This window comes from Sphingomonas beigongshangi (assembly GCF_016820445.1).
Taxonomy (GTDB): domain Bacteria; phylum Pseudomonadota; class Alphaproteobacteria; order Sphingomonadales; family Sphingomonadaceae; genus Sphingomonas; species Sphingomonas beigongshangi.
The window spans coordinates 338,371-354,965 of sequence record NZ_JADHDT010000004.1 but is presented as its reverse complement, the minus strand read 5'-3'; the positions used below and the strand labels follow the sequence as shown (position 1 = coordinate 354,965).

The 16,595-nt window shown below is 68.2% G+C and carries 19 protein-coding genes; 7 read left to right on the top strand and 12 right to left on the bottom strand.

The window, feature by feature from the left end:
* Positions 1-162: 162 nt before the first annotated feature.
* From rplI to IQ292_RS09430, 4 genes are all read right to left on the bottom strand, one after another.
* The gene (gene rplI, locus IQ292_RS09445) at positions 163-753 is read right to left on the bottom strand and encodes a 50S ribosomal protein L9 (protein WP_203310053.1); all 591 of its coding nucleotides are present in this window, start codon (positions 751-753) and stop codon (positions 163-165) included.
* 12 nt (positions 754-765) lie between these two features.
* A complete protein-coding gene (gene rpsR, locus IQ292_RS09440; RefSeq protein ID WP_007403456.1) occupies positions 766-990 on the bottom strand; it encodes a 30S ribosomal protein S18 in 225 nt (74 codons plus the stop codon).
* Positions 990-1,424: a 30S ribosomal protein S6 gene (rpsF, locus tag IQ292_RS09435; RefSeq protein WP_203310101.1), complete on the bottom strand. Its 435-nt coding sequence runs from the start codon at positions 1,422-1,424 to the stop codon at positions 990-992. Before rpsF ends, rpsR begins: the two co-directional genes overlap by 1 nt.
* 168 nt (positions 1,425-1,592) lie before the next feature.
* Positions 1,593-1,922 carry an RcnB family protein gene (locus IQ292_RS09430; protein ID WP_203310052.1) on the bottom strand — a complete coding sequence of 110 codons (330 nt, stop codon included), beginning with the start codon at positions 1,920-1,922 and terminating at the stop codon, positions 1,593-1,595.
* A gap of 237 nt (positions 1,923-2,159) precedes the next feature.
* Here IQ292_RS09430 and fabD point away from each other — a divergent pair, with 237 nt between their 5' ends.
* The 6 genes from fabD (at position 2,160) to IQ292_RS09400 (ending at position 8,421) form a co-directional block, all read left to right on the top strand.
* Entirely contained in the window at positions 2,160-3,119 is a 960-nt protein-coding gene (fabD, locus tag IQ292_RS09425; RefSeq protein WP_203310100.1) for an ACP S-malonyltransferase, read from the top strand.
* A 118-nt stretch (positions 3,120-3,237) separates the two neighbouring features.
* Complete coding sequence (fabG, locus tag IQ292_RS09420; RefSeq protein ID WP_203310051.1) at positions 3,238-3,978, top strand: 3-oxoacyl-[acyl-carrier-protein] reductase; 741 nt, start codon at positions 3,238-3,240, stop codon at positions 3,976-3,978.
* Positions 3,979-4,100: 122 nt separating this feature from the next.
* Positions 4,101-4,337, top strand: a complete 237-nt coding sequence (locus IQ292_RS09415) for an acyl carrier protein (protein WP_017979028.1) — start codon at positions 4,101-4,103, stop codon at positions 4,335-4,337.
* A 171-nt stretch (positions 4,338-4,508) separates the two neighbouring features.
* Complete coding sequence (gene fabF / locus IQ292_RS09410) at positions 4,509-5,768, top strand: beta-ketoacyl-ACP synthase II (RefSeq protein ID WP_203310050.1); 1,260 nt, start codon at positions 4,509-4,511, stop codon at positions 5,766-5,768.
* A gap of 23 nt (positions 5,769-5,791) precedes the next feature.
* Entirely contained in the window at positions 5,792-6,760 is a 969-nt protein-coding gene (mltG, locus tag IQ292_RS09405; RefSeq protein ID WP_203310049.1) for an endolytic transglycosylase MltG, read from the top strand.
* 71 nt (positions 6,761-6,831) lie between these two features.
* On the top strand, positions 6,832-8,421 hold the full coding sequence (locus IQ292_RS09400; protein ID WP_203310048.1) for a DUF5597 domain-containing protein: 1,590 nt from the start codon (positions 6,832-6,834) through the stop codon (positions 8,419-8,421).
* A 108-nt stretch (positions 8,422-8,529) separates the two neighbouring features.
* Here IQ292_RS09400 and eda read toward each other — a convergent pair whose 3' ends face one another.
* From eda to IQ292_RS09360, 8 genes are all read right to left on the bottom strand, one after another.
* Entirely contained in the window at positions 8,530-9,135 is a 606-nt protein-coding gene (eda, locus tag IQ292_RS09395; RefSeq protein WP_203310047.1) for a bifunctional 4-hydroxy-2-oxoglutarate aldolase/2-dehydro-3-deoxy-phosphogluconate aldolase, read from the bottom strand.
* Positions 9,136-9,146: 11 nt separating this feature from the next.
* Entirely contained in the window at positions 9,147-10,118 is a 972-nt protein-coding gene (gene glk, locus IQ292_RS09390; protein ID WP_203310046.1) for a glucokinase, read from the bottom strand.
* A 104-nt stretch (positions 10,119-10,222) separates the two neighbouring features.
* Entirely contained in the window at positions 10,223-12,034 is a 1,812-nt protein-coding gene (edd, locus tag IQ292_RS09385) for a phosphogluconate dehydratase (RefSeq protein ID WP_203310045.1), read from the bottom strand.
* A 35-nt stretch (positions 12,035-12,069) separates the two neighbouring features.
* Complete coding sequence (pgl, locus tag IQ292_RS09380) at positions 12,070-12,774, bottom strand: 6-phosphogluconolactonase (protein WP_203310044.1); 705 nt, start codon at positions 12,772-12,774, stop codon at positions 12,070-12,072.
* A 115-nt stretch (positions 12,775-12,889) separates the two neighbouring features.
* A complete protein-coding gene (zwf, locus tag IQ292_RS09375; RefSeq protein ID WP_203310043.1) occupies positions 12,890-14,353 on the bottom strand; it encodes a glucose-6-phosphate dehydrogenase in 1,464 nt (487 codons plus the stop codon).
* A 4-nt stretch (positions 14,354-14,357) separates the two neighbouring features.
* The gene (argC, locus tag IQ292_RS09370) at positions 14,358-15,296 is read right to left on the bottom strand and encodes an N-acetyl-gamma-glutamyl-phosphate reductase (protein WP_203310042.1); all 939 of its coding nucleotides are present in this window, start codon (positions 15,294-15,296) and stop codon (positions 14,358-14,360) included.
* Complete coding sequence (locus tag IQ292_RS17645; RefSeq protein ID WP_238940942.1) at positions 15,293-15,685, bottom strand: SH3 domain-containing protein; 393 nt, start codon at positions 15,683-15,685, stop codon at positions 15,293-15,295. Before IQ292_RS17645 ends, argC begins: the two co-directional genes overlap by 4 nt.
* Positions 15,600-15,941: a MarR family transcriptional regulator gene (locus IQ292_RS09360; RefSeq protein WP_203310041.1), complete on the bottom strand. Its 342-nt coding sequence runs from the start codon at positions 15,939-15,941 to the stop codon at positions 15,600-15,602. The genes IQ292_RS17645 and IQ292_RS09360 overlap by 86 nt, the downstream gene beginning before the upstream one ends.
* Before the next feature lie 234 nt (positions 15,942-16,175).
* On the opposite strand from IQ292_RS09360, the gene secG reads away from it, so the two are divergent.
* Complete coding sequence (gene secG / locus IQ292_RS09355; protein ID WP_203310040.1) at positions 16,176-16,556, top strand: preprotein translocase subunit SecG; 381 nt, start codon at positions 16,176-16,178, stop codon at positions 16,554-16,556.
* The last annotated feature ends 39 nt before the right edge of the window (positions 16,557-16,595 follow it).

The window sequence follows — 16,595 nt, the reverse complement described above, 5'->3', positions numbered from 1 at the left end:
CTTTTGAAAGGGCCGCGATCCGCCTGAGCACGGACGGCACCGGAGCCGTATGCCGGCGCGGAGGCGGTCGTGGCCTTCATGCGTGACCGCGCGACACGAAAAAGCCGCCCGGTCGCGCGGACCGGACGGCTCTTTCGTTTCGGGAAAAGCAACGAGGGGCGATCAGCCCTCCGCCTGCTCCTCCGACTGAACCTCGGCGGTTGCGCCCGGCTCGGCGTTCGGATCGTAATCCTCGGTGAAGCCGGCCTCGTCACGCTCGAACATCTGCGCCATGACGTCGACGCCCTGCGCCTGCATCTCGGCCTCTTCGGGCGAACGGGCGACGTTGACCTTGACGGTCACCGCGACCTCGGGGTGCAGCGCGACGCGCACGTCATAGACGCCGATCGACTTGATCGGCTTGTCGAGGACGATCTGGCTCTTCGTCACCTTGTGGCCGGCAGCGTCCAGCGCCTCGACCAGGTCGCGCACCGCGACCGAGCCGTACAGCTGGCCGGTGTTCGAAGCCTGACGGATCAGCGTGACCGACGCGTCCTTGAACGAACCGGCATCCTTTTCCGCGTCGCTGCGACGGGCGGCATTGTCCGCCTCGATGCGGGCGCGGTTCGCCTCGAACACCTTGCGGTTGGCTTCGTTGGCGCGCAGCGCCTTCTTGTTCGGCAGCAGGAAGTTGCGGGCGAAACCGTCCTTCACCTTCACCACGTCGCCGATGGCGCCGAGCTTCTCGACGCGCTCCAGCAGAATAACGTCCATGTGGCTCGCTCCTTACTTCACGACGTAGGGCAGCAGGCCCAGGTGGCGGGCGCGCTTGATCGCCTGGGCGAGCTCACGCTGCTTCTTGGCGCTCACCGAAGTGATGCGCGACGGCACGATCTTGCCACGCTCGGACACGAAGCCCTGCAGCAGGCGGACGTCCTTATAGTCGATCCGCGGCGCATCCTTGGCGCTGAACGGGCACGACTTGCGGCGGCGGAAAAACGGGCGAGCCATTATGCGGCCTCCTCTTCACGGTCACGACGGGGACCACGGTCGCCGCGCGGCGCGCCGTCACGGCCGCCTTCGCGCCCACCTTCACGGTCGCTGCGACGCTCGCGGTCGCGCTCCTGCTTGCGCATCATCACGGTCGGGCCCTGCTCCAGCTCGTCCACGCGGACGGTCATGTAGCGGATCACGTCCTCGTTGATCTGCGTCTGGCGCTCCAGCTCGGCGACCACCGAACCCGGTGCGTCGATCTCGAGCATCACGTAATGCGCCTTGCGGTTCTTCGCGATGCGATAGGCGAGGCTGCGCAGGCCCCAGGTCTCGGTCTTGACGACCTTGCCGCCATTGTCTTCAATGATCTTCGTGGCGTTTTCCGCCAGCGCGTCCACCTGCGCCTGTGCCAGATCCTGGCGCGCAAGGAACGTGTGCTCGTACAGAGCCATGCCTTGTCCTTCGTTGGCCGATCGCTGACGCATGCCCCATGCAGCGCCCCTCCGGCTGTCGTCCATGCAATCGGGGCGACGAGCAAACGCCCGCCGCCCCGTTTCCATCGGTGGCCCTTAGCACAGGCCGGCCGAAAGGCAAGCCTCAAGCCGCAGCTATACCGCTGCTTACCGGAAGAGGCCGGGCCGAACCTCGACGATCGTGCCGTTGGGCCGGACCAGCAGCGCGTCGCGGCCCGAGCGCACCCAGTACATGCCGCGCGCCGGCGCGCGCAGGCGATAGGTACGGTATTCGTTCACGCGGCGATAGTTGGGCGCGTAGCGGCGATCGAAGCGCTGGCCGGTGCGCCACGTGCGCGTCGTCACGACGGTGGTGCCGTTCGGCCGCTCGCGCACGGTGGTCACTTCCTGGCGCTGCGGGGCGGCCTCCGCGGCGGTCGCGGCGAGCGGGCCGGCCACCAGCGTGGCGGCGATCGCGGTAAGAACGAGCTTTTTCATGATTGCATACTCCCATCTGCGAACAGGCGCCGTCTGTCGGCGTCGGGAAGGAAAATGGGGTCCGGTTGTCGCAGACCTCTCCCGCCCAACCGGCAAAACGGTCGCAGGATGTCGCAACTCCGACAGGTTCGTTCAGGTTGCGTGAGGGCCGCCACGGCCCTAGGGGCGCGCACCAGGATTGGCGATGAGCGCGGCCTCCGGGCTTGCGCGCGCCATTATTTGCGAGGAGAGCGCGTGATGCGGGCATTCATCTTTCCGGGCCAGGGCAGCCAGTCCGTTGGCATGGGCAAGGCGCTGGCCGACGCCAGTCCCGTCGCGCGCGAAGTTTTCGGCGAAGTCGACGAGGCGCTGGGCCAAAACCTGTTCCGCCTGATGACGGAAGGACCGGCAGACGCGCTGACGCTGACCGAGAACGCCCAGCCGGCGATCATGGCCAATGCGATCGCCACGCTGCGCGTCCTCGAACGCGAGGGCAACGTGCGTCTCGCCGACAAGGCCGAGTACGTCGCCGGCCACAGCCTGGGCGAATATACCGCCCTGTGCGCGGCGCAGGCATTCGACCTGTCGACCACGGCGCGGCTGCTCAGGCTGCGTGGCCAGGCTATGCAGGTCGCGGTCCCGGTGGGCGAGGGGGCGATGGCCGCTTTGCTCGGCGCGGACCTCGACAAGGCGCGGGCGATCGCCGCCGCGGCGGTCGAGGCGGTCGTCGCGGACGGGGGCGGGGCGCAGGTCTGCACGGTCGCCAACGACAACGATCCGGGGCAGGTCGTCATCTCCGGCCATCGCGCCCCGGTCGAACGCGCCGTCAGCCTTGCAAAGGAGATGGGGGCGAAGCGCGGCGTCCTGCTTCCCGTGTCCGCGCCCTTCCACTGCCCGCTGATGCAGCCGGCCGCCGATGCCATGGCGGCGGCGCTCGCCGATGCCCGGATCGCCGCGCCGCTCGTCCCGGTCTTCGCCAACGTCCATGCGGCGCCGATCGCCGATCCCGACGCGATCCGCGCCGCGCTCGTCGAGCAGGTGACGGGCATGGTGCGCTGGCGGGAATCGGTGCTGGCGATGGTCGAGGCCGGCGTGGCGCAGTTCGTCGAGTTCGGTGGCAAGGTCCTCGCCCCCATGGTCAAGCGCATCGCGCCGGACGCCGACGCCGTCAGCGTCGTGACGATGGACGACCTGGAGAATCTGCTTAAGACGATGTGATGGTCCCGCGGAGCCGGAGCGGAGCGAAGGGCCACGGCCGCCAAGGCCGTCGCCTCGGCGGTCTTCGACGGCTTCGATCCCGCCGTATCGTCGCGCGACCCGATAAGGATTATGAAGCATGTTTGATCTGACTGGCATGACCGCGCTCGTGACGGGCGCTTCCGGGGGCATCGGTTCGGCGATCGCCCGTGCCCTCGCGGCGCAGGGCGCGCGGCTGGCGGTGTCCGGCTCCAACGCCGACAAGCTGGAGGGCTTTCGCGCGTCGCTGGGCGGCGACCATGTCGCGCTGCCATGCAATCTGTCCGATGCGAGCGCGGTCGATGCGCTGGTGCCGCAGGCGGTCGAGGCACTGGGCGGCAAGCTCGACATCCTGGTCAACAACGCCGGCGTCACGCGCGACAACCTCGCGATGCGGATGAAGGATGACGAATGGGATCAGGTGATCCGCGTCAACCTGGAGGCCGCCTTCCGCCTGATCCGCGCCGCCGCCAAGCCGATGATGAAGGCGCGTTTCGGCCGCGTCGTGTCGATCACCTCGGTCGTCGGGCAGACGGGCAATCCGGGGCAGGCGAACTATGCGGCGTCCAAGGCCGGCCTGGTCGGCATGTCGAAGGCGCTGGCGCAGGAACTCGCCAGCCGCAATATCACGGTCAATTGCGTCGCGCCCGGCTTCATCCGCTCGGCGATGACCGACGTGCTGCCGGATGCGCAGAAGACCGCGCTGCTCGGCCGCATTCCGGCGGGCGACCTTGGCACGGGCGAGGACATCGCGGCGGCCGTCGTCTACCTCGCCAGCCGCGAAGCCGGCTACGTCACCGGTCAGACCCTGCACGTCAACGGCGGCATGGCGATGATCTAACTTGCTGGGATCGCTGGCGAACGCCGGCGACTCTTAACAGACGCTTGCCAGCCGGACGGCCCCGTTCTACGGGCGGTGCGGCAACTTTTAAAAACACCCCCAACGTGAAGAGGGAAAATACCATGAGCGAGACCGCCGACCGCGTGAAGAAGATCGTCGTCGAGCATCTCGGCGTCGAAGCCGACAAGGTGACCGAGGACGCGAGCTTCATCGACGATCTCGGTGCCGACAGCCTCGACATCGTCGAGCTCGTGATGGCGTTCGAGGAAGAGTTCGGCGTCGAGATCCCGGACGATGCCGCCGAGAAGATCACGACCGTCAAGGACGCGATCACCTACATCGACGAGCACAAGGCGTAAGCCTTTAGCCCGATGGCATCATCGGGCCGGAATTGAGCGGCTCCCCGTCCCCGGCTAGAGGGCGGGGAGCCGTTTTGCGTTGAATGAAGCAGCCGCTCCGCCGCGGGCGGAGCCACCCCGGGGCGGGGGATGCCGGTGAAGGCCGGCTGGGCGCCCGAGAGGAAGAAGAACATGCGTCGCGTCGTCGTCACCGGTCTCGGCCTCGTCACTCCGCTGGGAGCGGACGTGGAGACCGCCTGGGCCAATATCATCGCCGCAAAGTCGGGCGCGGGCACCATCACCCGCTTCGACGCGACCGATTTCCAGTCGAACTACGCCTGCGAGGTAAAGCCTGCGGATCACGAATATGGGTTCGACGCCGGCAAGCGCGTCGACCACAAGATCCAGCGGCAGGTCGATCCGTTCATCGTCTACGGCATCGATGCCGCCGGCCAGGCGCTCGAGGATGCCGGGCTCGTCGACATGCCGGAGGAGGCGCGCTACCGCGCCGGCTGCTCGATCGGGTCGGGTATCGGCGGCCTGCCGGGAATCGAAAGCGAATCGCTCGTGCTCGCGGCCAAGGGGCCGAAGCGCGTCAGCCCGCACTTCGTCCACGGTCGCCTGATCAACCTGATCTCCGGCCAGGTCAGCATCAAATACGGGCTGATGGGGCCGAACCACGCCGTCGTCACCGCCTGCTCGACCGGCGCGCATTCGATCGGCGACGCTGCCCGCATGATCGCGATGGACGATGCCGACGTGATGCTCGCGGGCGGCGCGGAGAGCGCGATCTGCCCGATCGGCATCGCCGGCTTCGGCCAGGCGCGCGCGCTGTCGACCGGCTTCCGCGACGAGCCGTGGCGTGCAAGCCGGCCGTACGACAAGGATCGGGACGGCTTCGTCATGGGCGAGGGGGCGGGCGTCGTCTGCCTCGAGGAATATGAGCATGCCAAGGCGCGCGGCGCCAAGATCTATGCCGAGGTGATCGGCTACGGCCTGTCGGGCGACGCCTATCACGTGACGGCGCCGCATCCGGAAGGTTCGGGCGCGTTCCGATCGATGCAGATGGCGATGCGCAAGTCGGGCCTCGCGCTGGAGGACATCGACTATATCAATGCCCATGGCACGTCGACGCCGCTGGGCGACGAGCTGGAGCTCGGCGCCGTCCGCCGTCTGTTCGGCAATGCGCTGGACGGCCTTTCCATGTCGTCGACCAAGTCGGCCATCGGCCACCTGCTGGGCGGCGCGGGCGCAGTGGAGAGCATCTTCTGCATCCTGGCGATGCGCGATCAGATCGTGCCGCCGACGCTCAACCTCGACAATCCGTCCGACAATTGCGTCGGCGTCGATCTCGTCCCGCATGTCGCGAAGAAGCGGAAGGTGCGGGCGGTGCTGAACAACTCCTTCGGATTTGGCGGCACGAACGCGTCGCTGGTGATGAAGGCGGTCTGACGACCGGGCCCGGGAGAGCTGACGTGCGCAAGGCCGGCTGCATCGGATTGCTGATCGCGCTCGTCGCGATCCTCGGCGCCTTCTGGGTCGTCCATGGCTGGGGCGGCAGCGGCCCCGCGCCGCGTACGCTCACCGTCCAGGTCGCGGAGGGCAGCACGCTCGCCGCGGCCGCGCGCGAACTGGAGAAGGCGGGCGCGATCCCGTCCGCCTCGCGGTTCCGCATGCTCGCGCGGCTGTTCGGATCGGGCGAGCCGATCAAGGCGGGCGAATATCGCATTCCCGCGCACACCAGCCAGTCGGACATCCTCAAGATGCTGCAGGGCGGGAAGGTCCTGCAGCGTCTGGTCGTGGTGCCAGAAGGCTATCCGTCGGTGCTCGTCCACGACGCGCTGATCAAGGCGGACGGGCTGGTCGGACCGGTCGCGGTGCCCGCGGAGGGATCGGTCCTGCCCGACAGTTACGCCTTCCAGCGCGGCGATACGCGCGCGGCCGTGGTGGCGCGGATGCAGAATGCGATGCGCACGTACCTCAAGGCAGCCTGGGCGAAGCGCAAGCCCGGCATCGCCGTGTCGACACCGGAACAGGCGATCATCCTCGCCTCGATCGTCGAGAAGGAAACGGGCAAACCCTCGGAGCGCCGGATGGTCGCGGCGGTGTACGGCAACCGCCTGCGCGCCGGCATGCCGTTGCAGGCCGATCCGACGGTGATCTATCCGATCACTAAGGGCAGGCCGCTCGGCCGGCGCATCCTGCGGTCCGAGCTGCGCGCGAAGAACGGCTACAACACCTATGCCGAGACCGGGCTGCCGGTGGGTCCGATCGCCAACCCGGGGCGTGCCTCCATCGATGCGGTTCTCGACCCCGCCCAGTCAAAGGCGCTGTACTTCGTCGCCGATGGAACGGGTGGTCACGTCTTCGCGGACACGCTCGCGGAGCACAACGCCAACGTCCAGAAGTGGTACGCCATCCGTCGCGCCCGCGGCGAGATGTAGCCCTGACGCCGACCGCCGCCCGCCTATTCGCACGCAGTTGACGCAGCTGGCGTCACATATAGTATACGATGATGAGCTTCCATCTTCGTATAGCCGGTTCCGCCCTACTGCTGTCACTGATCGCGCCGCGTGCCGCAGCGGCCGAAGACATGCCGCGGGTGGAATGGCGCGACGGACGGATGATGCTGCGCGTCGACGGCAAGCCCTTCCTCATCCTTGCCGCGCAACTGCACAATTCGAGCGCCTGGCCTGCGCGGTTGGCGGCCGCTTGGGCAGCGGCGGAGGCCATGGCGGCCAATACGATCGAGGCGCCCGTCTATTGGGAGCAATTCGAGCCGGCGCGCGGCCGATACGACACGACGAACGTCGACGCGCTGGTCGCCAAGGCGCGCCTCTCGGGAAAGCGGCTCATCCTGTTGTGGTTCGGGACGTGGAAGAACGGTCAGAACCATTATGCGCCGACCTGGGTGCGGGCCGATCCCATCGCATTTCCCCGCATGATCGACGCGCGCGGCGAGCCGATCGACGTGCTGTCGCCGCACGCACCGTCCAACCTCGACGCCGACCGGACGGCCTTCGTCGCGCTGATGCGGCACCTCAGGACGACGGATGGCGACCGCCACACCGTCATCGCGGTGCAGGTCGAGAACGAGCCCGGCGCGATCGGTGCGATCCGTGACCATGGTGCGGCGGCGGAGGCGGCCTTCGCGGACGCGGTGCCCGCCGATCTCGTCGCCAGACTGGGCCGCAAGCCGGGTCGTTGGCGCGATGTCTTCGGTCCCGATGCGGAGGAGGCGTTCGGTGCCTGGGCGACCGCGCGCTACATCGAGCGCGTCGCCGCAGCAGGCAAGGCGGCCAATCCCTTGCCCGTCTATGTGAACACCTGGCTGCGCTACAAGGACAAGAAATATCCGGGCATCGATTATCCCAGCGGCGGCGCGGTCTGGACGATGCTGGATCTGTGGAAGGCGGCGGCGCCCTCCGTCGATTTCATCGGGACCGATATCTATACCGACGACGCCGGCGAATACCGCAAGGTGCTCGACCAATATGCCCGTGCGGACAATCCGTCCTGGGTTTCCGAAACGGGCTTCGACGCCAAGACCGCGCCGTTCCTGTTCTACGTCCTCCAGCGTGGCGGCGTGGGCTTTTCCGTATTCGGCATCGACGCCGACCCCGTCACGCCGGCGACGGAGGCCGCGACCGCGGCGCATCGCGCCAATTTCCTGATGCTCGATCCGATACGCGCTCTCGTCGCCCAGGCAGCGTTCGACCGGCGTCTCTATGCCGCGGTGGAAGAGCCCGGCCGCGCCAAGCAGATGCTGTCGCTCTCCGACGGCTGGGCAGCGCAGCTCAGCTTCGGACCGCCGCCCTGGGGCGATACGCCTGCCATCCTTGCCAATTCGCCGTCACAATCGGGCCGCGCGATGGTGATCCGGCTTGGGACGGACGATTGGCTCGTCAGCGGTATCGACACGCGGGTCGAATTCGTCCGCACCGCCGCCGACGGCCGCCATGGGCAGCTGCTGCGCGTCGAGGAAGGCGAGATGCGCGACGGGGTGTGGCACGCCACACGCTGGTTGAACGGTGACGAGACCGATTACGGTCTCAATTTCGGCCCCGTCCCCAAGTTGCTGCGCGTCAGGACGGGCAGCTACTGAGCGGACGTCCGCCGTCCCGATGGCCGGGCGGGGCATCGGGAAGGCGGTCATCCGGACATTTCAGCCGTAAAGCGGGCGGATAACCCGGGTCGAAGCCGTCATGCCCCGTCAGCGGCGCAGTCCGCTCGCCGCCCGCGCCTTCGCCTCGACCTCGGCCATCGTGCCGCCCGTGACCCAGCTGCCCCCGACGCACAATACCGGATCGAACGCCAGCCAGTCGGGCGCGCTCGCTTCGGTGATGCCTCCCGTCGGGCAGAAGCGGCACTGGTAGAAGGGGGCGGCGAGCGCCTTCAAGGCCTTCAGCCCGCCGGAGGTCTCAGCTGGAAAGAACTTGAAGTGCGTGAGGCCAAGGTCGAGCCCGCGCATGATGTCGCCCGCGGTGGCGGTGCCGGGCAGATAGGCGACGCCCGCGTCGATGATCGGCCTTGCCAGACGTTCGGTCAGGCCGGGGGAGACGATGAACTCGACGCCCGCATCGATGACGTCGCGCGCCTGCCGTTCGTTGACGACCGTGCCCGCGCCGACGATCGCGCCGGGAACCGTCTTCATCTCGGCGATCGCTTCCATCGCGGCACCGGTGCGCAGAGTCACCTCGAGCACTTTCAGCCCCCCGGCGACCAGCGCCTCGGCCAGCGGTCGCGCGGTGGCGGCGTCGTCGATCACCAGCACCGGGATGACGGCGCTGGTCTGCATGATGGTGGCGATTTCGGTCATGGCGTACGTCCTTATTGGCCGGTGTGCTGCTGCGCGAAGGCGGCTGCGGCGCCGAACAGGCCGGGCTGGGGATGGGTGATGAGCTTGACTGGCAGGCCGGCCATCATCGACTGGAATCGACCCTTGGCGACGAACCGCTGATCGAAGCCGGAGCGGATCAGCTTGTCCTTGATCCTCAGGCCCAGGCCCCCGGCGATCACGACGCCCTTCGCACCATGCGCCAGCGCGAGATCGCCCGCGACCGCGCCCAGCGAGAGACAGAACCGGTCGAGCGCGGCAAGCGCGATCGAATCGGTGCCGTCGAGTGCCTCCGTCCAGATCGTCTTGTCGTCACGGCTGGGGACGGGGCGCGCCTCCATTTCCGCCAGCGTCTCGTAGATCGCGACGATGCCGGGGCCGGAGCAGATGCGCTCCGCCGACACGCGCGTATAGGTGCGGCGCAGGCGGCGCAAAATCGCATCCTCGATCGCGTCGAGGGGCGCGAAGTCCATGTGCCCACCCTCGGTCGCAAGCACGTGATAGGTGGCCGGGGTCTTCAGCACCTGCGCAACGCCAAGGCCCGTGCCCGGCCCGCAGACCGTCGTGATGCCGTCAGTCGGGATCGGGATGTCCGGCCCGCAGAGGTGGATGAAATGCTCCTGCGGCAGCTGCGCCACCGCGTGGCCGACCGCGCCGAAATCGTTGATGACGGTATAGATGTCCGCGCCCAGCCGCTCCGGGATCAGCGACGGGCGGATCACCCAGGGGTTGTTCGTCAGGCGGATGACGTCGCCGGTGATGGGCGAGGCGACCGAGATCGCCGCCGCGTTCGGCAACACGCCGCCCCGCGACGCGGCGAACGCCTGCCACGCCGTCTGGAGACTGGCGTGATCCGCCGTCTTGAGCGTCATCGGGTCGCCGATCGCTGTCACGCGACCGCCGTCCACCTCCGCGATCGCGAAGCGCGCGTGCGTCCCCCCGATGTCCACGGCTACGATGTGCATTCATCCCTCCCTAAAGGCTCGACCCGCGCCTCGCACCTCCCGCCGATCGTTCGGTCGGGGAAGACCATCGCCCGCAGGCGATGGGAGACGCGCAATCCCGTATCCTACAGTCCCGCCGCCGCGAGCATCGGCGACGCGCCCAGCTCGGCCGCATCGGCGAACTGGCGGAACATCGCAAACAGCTCGCGACCCATGCCCTCTGCCGGCGGCGGCGCGTCGGCGAGCGGCCGTGCCGCCCATTCCGCCGCATCGACCAACGCCTCCAGCGTACCGGCCTCGGCATCGAGGCGGATCACGTCGCCGTCGCGAAGCTTGCCGATCGCGCCGTTCCCCAGCGCCTCCGGCGAGCAATGGATCGCGCATGGTACCTTGCCGCTCGCGCCCGACATGCGCCCGTCGGTGACCAGCGCGACCTTGAAGCCGCGGTTCTGCAGCACGCCCAGCGGCGGCGTCAGTTTGTGCAGCTCCGGCATGCCGTTGGCGCGCGGCCCCTGGAAGCGGACGACCACGACGACGTCGCGCTCCAGCTCGCCCGCCTTGAACGCGGCAAGGACCTCCGCCTGGTCGGCGAAGACGCGCGCCGGTGCCTCGACGATCCAGCGCGATCGCTCGACCGCCGACACCTTGATGCAGGCGCGGCCGATATTGCCGGTCAGGATGCGCATGCCGCCATCGGCGGAGAAGGGGGCCGAGACAGGGCGCAGGATCGTATCGTCGCCGCTGTCGCCCACCGGCTCCCAGGCGAGCGCGTCGTCCTGCATCACCGGACGCTGCGCATAGGCGTGCAGATCGCCGCCGCCAATCGTCGGGATGTCGCCATGGAGCAGGCCGGCCGACAGCAGTTCGCGGATCACGAACGGCATGCCGCCCGCTTCCTCGAAGCCGTTCACGTCCGCCGAACCGTTCGGATAGACGCGCGCGATCAGCGGCACCGCCTGCGACAGGCGATCGAAATCCTCCCAGTCGATGACGATGCCCGCCGCCCGCGCGATGGCGGGCAAGTGCATCAGATGATTGGTCGATCCGCCCGTGGCGAGCAGTCCGACCGCGGCGTTCACCACCGCCCGCTCGTCGACGCAATGGCCGAGAGGCCGGTAATCGTCGCCACGCCAGCCGAGCCGCGCCAGCCGATGCACCGCCGCCCGCGTCAGTTCCTGACGCAGCTTGGTCTGAGGCTGGACGAAGGCGGCGCCGGGCATGTGCAGGCCCATCACCTCCATCATCATCTGGTTGGTGTTGGCCGTGCCGTAGAAGGTGCAGGTGCCCTTGCCGTGATAGGCCTGGATCTCGGTGTCGAGCAGTTCGTCGCGTGTCGCTTCGCCGACGGCATAGCGTTCACGAACCGCCGCCTTCGCCTTGTTCGCGATGCCGGTCGGCATGGGCCCGCCCGGGATCAGCACCATCGGTAGATGTCCGAAGCGCAGCGCGCCCATCAGCAGGCCGGGCACGATCTTGTCGCAGATGCCGAGCAGCGCCGCGCCCTCGAACGTGCCGTGGCTCAGCGCGATCGCAGTCGAGAGCGCGATCGTATCGCGGCTGAATAGCGACAGTTCCATGCCGGCATAGCCCTGCGTCACGCCGTCGCACATGGCGGGCACGCCGCCCGCGACCTGCGCGGTCGCGCCGACCTCGCGCGCCCAGACCTTCATGAGTTCCGGGTAGCGATAATAGACGGCGTGCGCCGACAGCATGTCGTTGTACGCCGTCACGATACCGATGTTCATGCCCGCGTCGGCGCGCATCGCGTCGCGGTCCTCGGCGGTGCCGGCATAGGCGTGGGCGAGATTGGCGCAGCCGAGGTTCGGGCGGCGCACGCCATTGTCCCGCTCGCGCTCGATCAGCGCGAGATAGGCGGAACGGGTCGGCCGGGATCGTTCGATGATCCGGTCGGTAACGGCGGAAACGGCGGGATTCATGGGGAGGAAATCCGTCCGAGAGGGTGGGGCGCCGGTCAAGGAGCCCAGTGGATGTCGACGGGCAGCTCGACGTCTGCGAGTACCCGACCGATGGGATAGGGCGAGGACGGCCCCTGGTCGATGGCCTTTTCGATCACATCGCGCTTCGCCTGGCCGGTCACCGCGATCATCAGCGCGCGCGCGCTGGCGATGGCGGCGCGCGACAGCGACACGCGGGCGACGGGCGCCTCCGGCGGCAGCGGATCGGGCATCACGCCGAGCATGCGCCGCTCCTTGGGGCCGTTCAGCGCCTCGTCGAAATCGGGGCCTGGAAAGATGGAGGCGGTATGGCCGTCGCCGCCGACCCCCAGCAGACACAGGTCGAGCGGCCAGTGCAGGTCCTGCATCAGCGCGTCGGCGGAACGGCCGGCGGCCTTATAGTCCTCGGTCTGCTTGGGGACGATCGGGATGACACGCGCGCCCTTGGGGATGAACAGCTTGCCGAGCTGCGTGACGTTCGACAGCGGATCGCCGAGCGGTACGATCCGCTCGTCGCCCGGAACGATCGTCACGCGCTTCCAGTCGAGCTTGGCCTGCGCCAGCTTCTCATAGGCGGGGAAGGGCGTCTTGCCGCCCGCCAGCGCGATGACCGCGGAGCCGCGTGCATCGATCGCGCTTTCGATGACGAACTGGATGTCGCCGGCGATCGCCTCGGCGAGTTCGCCCGCGTCGTCATAGTCCCACCATTCGATCTCGGTCATAATGCTTCTCCATCCCGGCAGTACGCGCTGCCGCGCTCCTGCGAAGGCAGGAGCCCAGGGCCACGAGCGGCCCGGCTGATCACTCTGGGTCCCTGCGTCCGCAGGAACACGTGGGTCAATCGTCTTGCCAGGTCACGCCGTCGCGTTCGGTCAGCGCGATGGCGCCGGCCGGACCCCAGGTGCCGGCGGCATAATGTTTCGGCTTGGTCTGGTTCGCCGCCCAGCCGGCGCGGATCGCATCGATCCACTTCCACTGCGCCTCGACCTCGTCGCGGCGGACGAACAGTGTCTGGTCGCCTTCGATCAGGTCGAGCAGCAGCCGCTCATAGGCGATCCGGCGGCGCGTGCCGGCAAATTCCGCGTCGAGGCTGAGGTTTAGCGGGACTTCGCGCAGGCGCAGCCCGTCGCGATCGAGCCCCGGCTCCTTGGTCATCACCAGCAGCTGGATATATTCCTCCGGCTGGAGGCGGATCACCAGCGTGTTGGGCTGAAGGATCCCGCCGCGGCCGGAGAACATCGAGTGCGGTACCGGCTTGAACTGGATCGCGATCTCGCTGCGCCGCTTGGCCATGCGCTTGCCGGTGCGCAGGTAGAAGGGTACGCCCTGCCACCGCCAGTTGTCGATGAACGCCTTGATCGCGACGAACGTCTCCACGTCGCTGTCGTAGCCGAGCTCCTCGTCATAGCCCTTGACGACCTTGCCGCCGACGGCCCCTTCTTCATACTGGCCGGTGACGGTGCACGACTGGACCGCCTCCGGACTGATTTGGCGCAGCGAGCGGAACACCTTCGCCTTCTCGTCGCGGATCGCGGTGCCGTCATAGAGGGCGGGGGGCTCCATCGCGATCAGCGCGACGAGCTGCAGCATGTGATTGGCGACCATGTCGCGCAGCGCACCCGCGCCTTCGTAATAGCCGGCACGGTCCTCCAGCCCGACCGTCTCCGCGATCGTGATCTGGACATTGTCGATACCCTGCGCGTTCCAGATCGGCTCGAACATCGAATTGCCGAAGCGCAGCGCCAGGATGTTCTGGACGGTTTCCTTGCCCAGATAATGGTCGATGCGGAAGATCCGGTCCTCCGGAAAGGCGCGCGCGACGGTGTCGTTGATCTCGATCGACGAGGCAAGGTCGTAGCCCAGCGGCTTCTCGAGCGCGATTCGGACAGTCGATCCGGTCAGCCCGACCTTCTCCAGTCCCTCGACCGCCGATTCGAACAGCGACGGCGCGGTCGACAGGTAGATGGCGAGGCCGCCCGAGATGTCGCCGATCTTGTCGGCGAGCGGCTGGAAGCTGTTCGGGTCGGACAGGTCGGCCGGCTGGAACTGGATACGCTCCATGAAGGTGCCGAGGGCGCTCTCGTCCTTGCGATCCGCCGGCAGGAACTCGTCGAGCGCCTTCTTGACCACGTCGCGATAGCCGTCGTCGTCCATGTCGCCACGCGCCGATCCGGTGATCGTCAGGTCCTTGGGCAGCAGCCCGTCGGCGTGGAGGCCGTACAGCGAGGGCAGCAGCATCCGCTTGGCGAGATCGCCGGTCGCGCCGAACAGCAGGAGCTTGCCAACGGGATTGCGCTGCATGTCGCTATTCCTTCGTCAGGGTCAGGCCGGCGAGCGGATCGAGGCCGGCCATGATGTTGAGATTCTGTACCGCGGCACCGCCGGCGCCCTTGCCCAGATTGTCCAGCGTCGCGACCAGTCGCGCCTGCCCGGTGCCCGCATTGCCGCAGACGCGCAGGCTCATGCCGTCGGTGCCGGCGTGCTCCTCGATCACCGCGGTCGCGACGTCGCCGGGCATCACGCGGACCAGCGGGCTCGCCGCATAGGCCTCCCTCAGCACCGATTCGATGTCCGCCAGGGTCGGCGCCGCGGGCAGATGCAGGAGGGGAAGGGGCACCTCGCCGAGCATGCCGCGCAAAAGCCGGGCGACGGCCGGTGCGAAGATCGGCGGATGCGTCAATCCGGCATGCGCGCGCATTTCGGGCAGGTGCTTGTGCGCGCAGCCGAGCGCATAGGCCCGAAAGGCCGTGTCCGTCGCGCCTTCCTCGAACTCCGCGATCATCGCCTTGCCGCCGCCCGAATAGCCCGACACGGCGTTGAACGACAGCGGCCAGTCCGGGGGCACCAGGCCGGCGCGGACCAGGGGCCGCACCAGCGCCAGGAAAGCCGTCGGGTAGCAACCTGGGTTGGCGACGAACCGGGCCGCCGCGATCCGATCGGCCTGATCCGGCTCCAGCTCCGCGAAACCATAGGTCCAGCCCTCCGCGACGCGGTGGGCGGTCGACGCATCGATCACGCGCGTGCGGTCGTTGCGAATGAGGGCGACCGCCTCGCGCGCAGCGTCGTCGGGCAGGCAGAGGATCGCGATGTCGCAGTCGTTCAGCGCCTCCTCGCGCGCCGCCGCATCCTTCCGGCGCGCCTCGTCGAGCGTGACGACGGCAAGGTCGGTCCGCCCCGCCAGGCGCTCGCGGATGTCGAGCCCGGTCGTGCCGACCGCACCGTCGATGAAGACGGAGACGCTCACGCCGCGGAGTCCAGCACGGTCCGGTCGACATAGCCGACAAGGCCAGTGGCGGGTGCGCGACCCCAAGCGTGATCGCCGGCCAGTTCGAGCACCTCGAAGGCGTCACCCGCCTTCATCTCGCCGATCGGCTCGCTGCGCGTGCGATCCCCGTACAAGGTCGCCTGCGACGTCACGACGGTCGGCAGGGCAGCGGCATAATGCGGCGCGAACACCTGATCGGCGAGGCGCACGTCGGCCAGGTCACCGCGCACGGCATGCGTACGGGGATCAAGCACGACCGACCGTCCGGTCAGCGCGAAGGCCTTACGCGCCGAGTCGGGCTGGCTGGAGGGCGCCGCCGCGGTGGGCTGGCGATCCGGCGTCGCCGAGGAAATGCCCGAACTCTTCAAGAAACTCTGCCCCTTCGGAAGTACGCGCGACGAAGATGTTGCGCTTGTCGCTGTCGTCACGTTGGCGGCGCAGATAGCCGAGCGCGCCCAACCTATTCAAGGCGCGCGTGACGACGGGCTTCGATACGTTCAATGCGCGCGCCAGACCGCGCACCGTATGGGGGCCGGGATTCAGATAGACCAGCAAGAGCAACGCCATTTGCCGGTTGGTGAGATCCGGCTCGCCGGACCGGACGTAATCGACCAGGGCGGTCATCCACGTCGACAAGGACTGAGCAGCTGTTCCCACGTGCAAATACCCGCATCTGCGCCGTTTCCGGGCGTCGTTTCGCGTTCATAACGCCGCGCGTTGCCGCTGGTTTCCGCAGAAAATTAACGAAACGACAGGGACGCCGCGCGACCGGGCGACGGCAGGGTATGCGGACGCCCGGTTGATCCTCCCGCGCTTCCCGCTTATGTGCGCGCCTTCACCGACAATTCGGGTCTCTCGATGTTCACCTTCCTTCTCGTCGTCCATGCCATCATCGCCGCCGCGCTCGTGACGGTGATCCTGATGCAGCGGTCGGAGGGTGGCGGCCTCGGGATGGGCGGCAGCCCGTCCGGCCTGATGTCGGCACGCGGCGCGGCCGATTTCCTGACGCGTATGACTTCGATCCTCGCGACGCTGTTCGTCGCGATGTCGATCGCGCTCGCCTTCCTCGCGGCGAGCAGCAAGACGCAGACGATCGACACCTCGCTCGCCCGGACGGTTCCCGCGCCGCGGCAGGACGCGGTGCCGAACGCGCCGGCCGATGCCGCGCCGGTGCCCGCGAACGGCGTCGCTCCGGCGACCGCACCCGCCGACAACGGCGCGGTCCCGCTCGCCCGCTAAGACCGTTCTGCGGTTCGCCGCATAAACGCGCGTCCCCGT

What these genes read in the sequence shown, in the direction of transcription:
- rpsR (WP_007403456.1), bottom strand. Translation starts at nt 990, where the DNA reads ATGGCTCGCCCGTTTTTCCGCCGCCGCAAGTCGTGCCCGTTCAGCGCC.
- secG (WP_203310040.1), top strand. Translation starts at nt 16,176, where the DNA reads ATGTTCACCTTCCTTCTCGTCGTCCATGCCATCATCGCCGCCGCGCTC.
- glk (WP_203310046.1), bottom strand. Translation starts at nt 10,118, where the DNA reads ATGCACATCGTAGCCGTGGACATCGGGGGGACGCACGCGCGCTTCGCG.
- fabF (WP_203310050.1), top strand. Translation starts at nt 4,509, where the DNA reads ATGCGTCGCGTCGTCGTCACCGGTCTCGGCCTCGTCACTCCGCTGGGA.
- eda (WP_203310047.1), bottom strand. Translation starts at nt 9,135, where the DNA reads ATGACCGAAATCGCCACCATCATGCAGACCAGCGCCGTCATCCCGGTG.
- fabG (WP_203310051.1), top strand. Translation starts at nt 3,238, where the DNA reads ATGTTTGATCTGACTGGCATGACCGCGCTCGTGACGGGCGCTTCCGGG.
- pgl (WP_203310044.1), bottom strand. Translation starts at nt 12,774, where the DNA reads ATGACCGAGATCGAATGGTGGGACTATGACGACGCGGGCGAACTCGCC.
- edd (WP_203310045.1), bottom strand. Translation starts at nt 12,034, where the DNA reads ATGAATCCCGCCGTTTCCGCCGTTACCGACCGGATCATCGAACGATCC.
- IQ292_RS09415 (WP_017979028.1), top strand. Translation starts at nt 4,101, where the DNA reads ATGAGCGAGACCGCCGACCGCGTGAAGAAGATCGTCGTCGAGCATCTC.
- fabD (WP_203310100.1), top strand. Translation starts at nt 2,160, where the DNA reads ATGCGGGCATTCATCTTTCCGGGCCAGGGCAGCCAGTCCGTTGGCATG.
- rplI (WP_203310053.1), bottom strand. Translation starts at nt 753, where the DNA reads ATGGACGTTATTCTGCTGGAGCGCGTCGAGAAGCTCGGCGCCATCGGC.
- zwf (WP_203310043.1), bottom strand. Translation starts at nt 14,353, where the DNA reads ATGCAGCGCAATCCCGTTGGCAAGCTCCTGCTGTTCGGCGCGACCGGC.
- IQ292_RS09360 (WP_203310041.1), bottom strand. Translation starts at nt 15,941, where the DNA reads ATGACCGCCCTGGTCGATTACGTCCGGTCCGGCGAGCCGGATCTCACC.
- IQ292_RS09430 (WP_203310052.1), bottom strand. Translation starts at nt 1,922, where the DNA reads ATGAAAAAGCTCGTTCTTACCGCGATCGCCGCCACGCTGGTGGCCGGC.
- IQ292_RS09400 (WP_203310048.1), top strand. Translation starts at nt 6,832, where the DNA reads ATGAGCTTCCATCTTCGTATAGCCGGTTCCGCCCTACTGCTGTCACTG.
- rpsF (WP_203310101.1), bottom strand. Translation starts at nt 1,424, where the DNA reads ATGGCTCTGTACGAGCACACGTTCCTTGCGCGCCAGGATCTGGCACAG.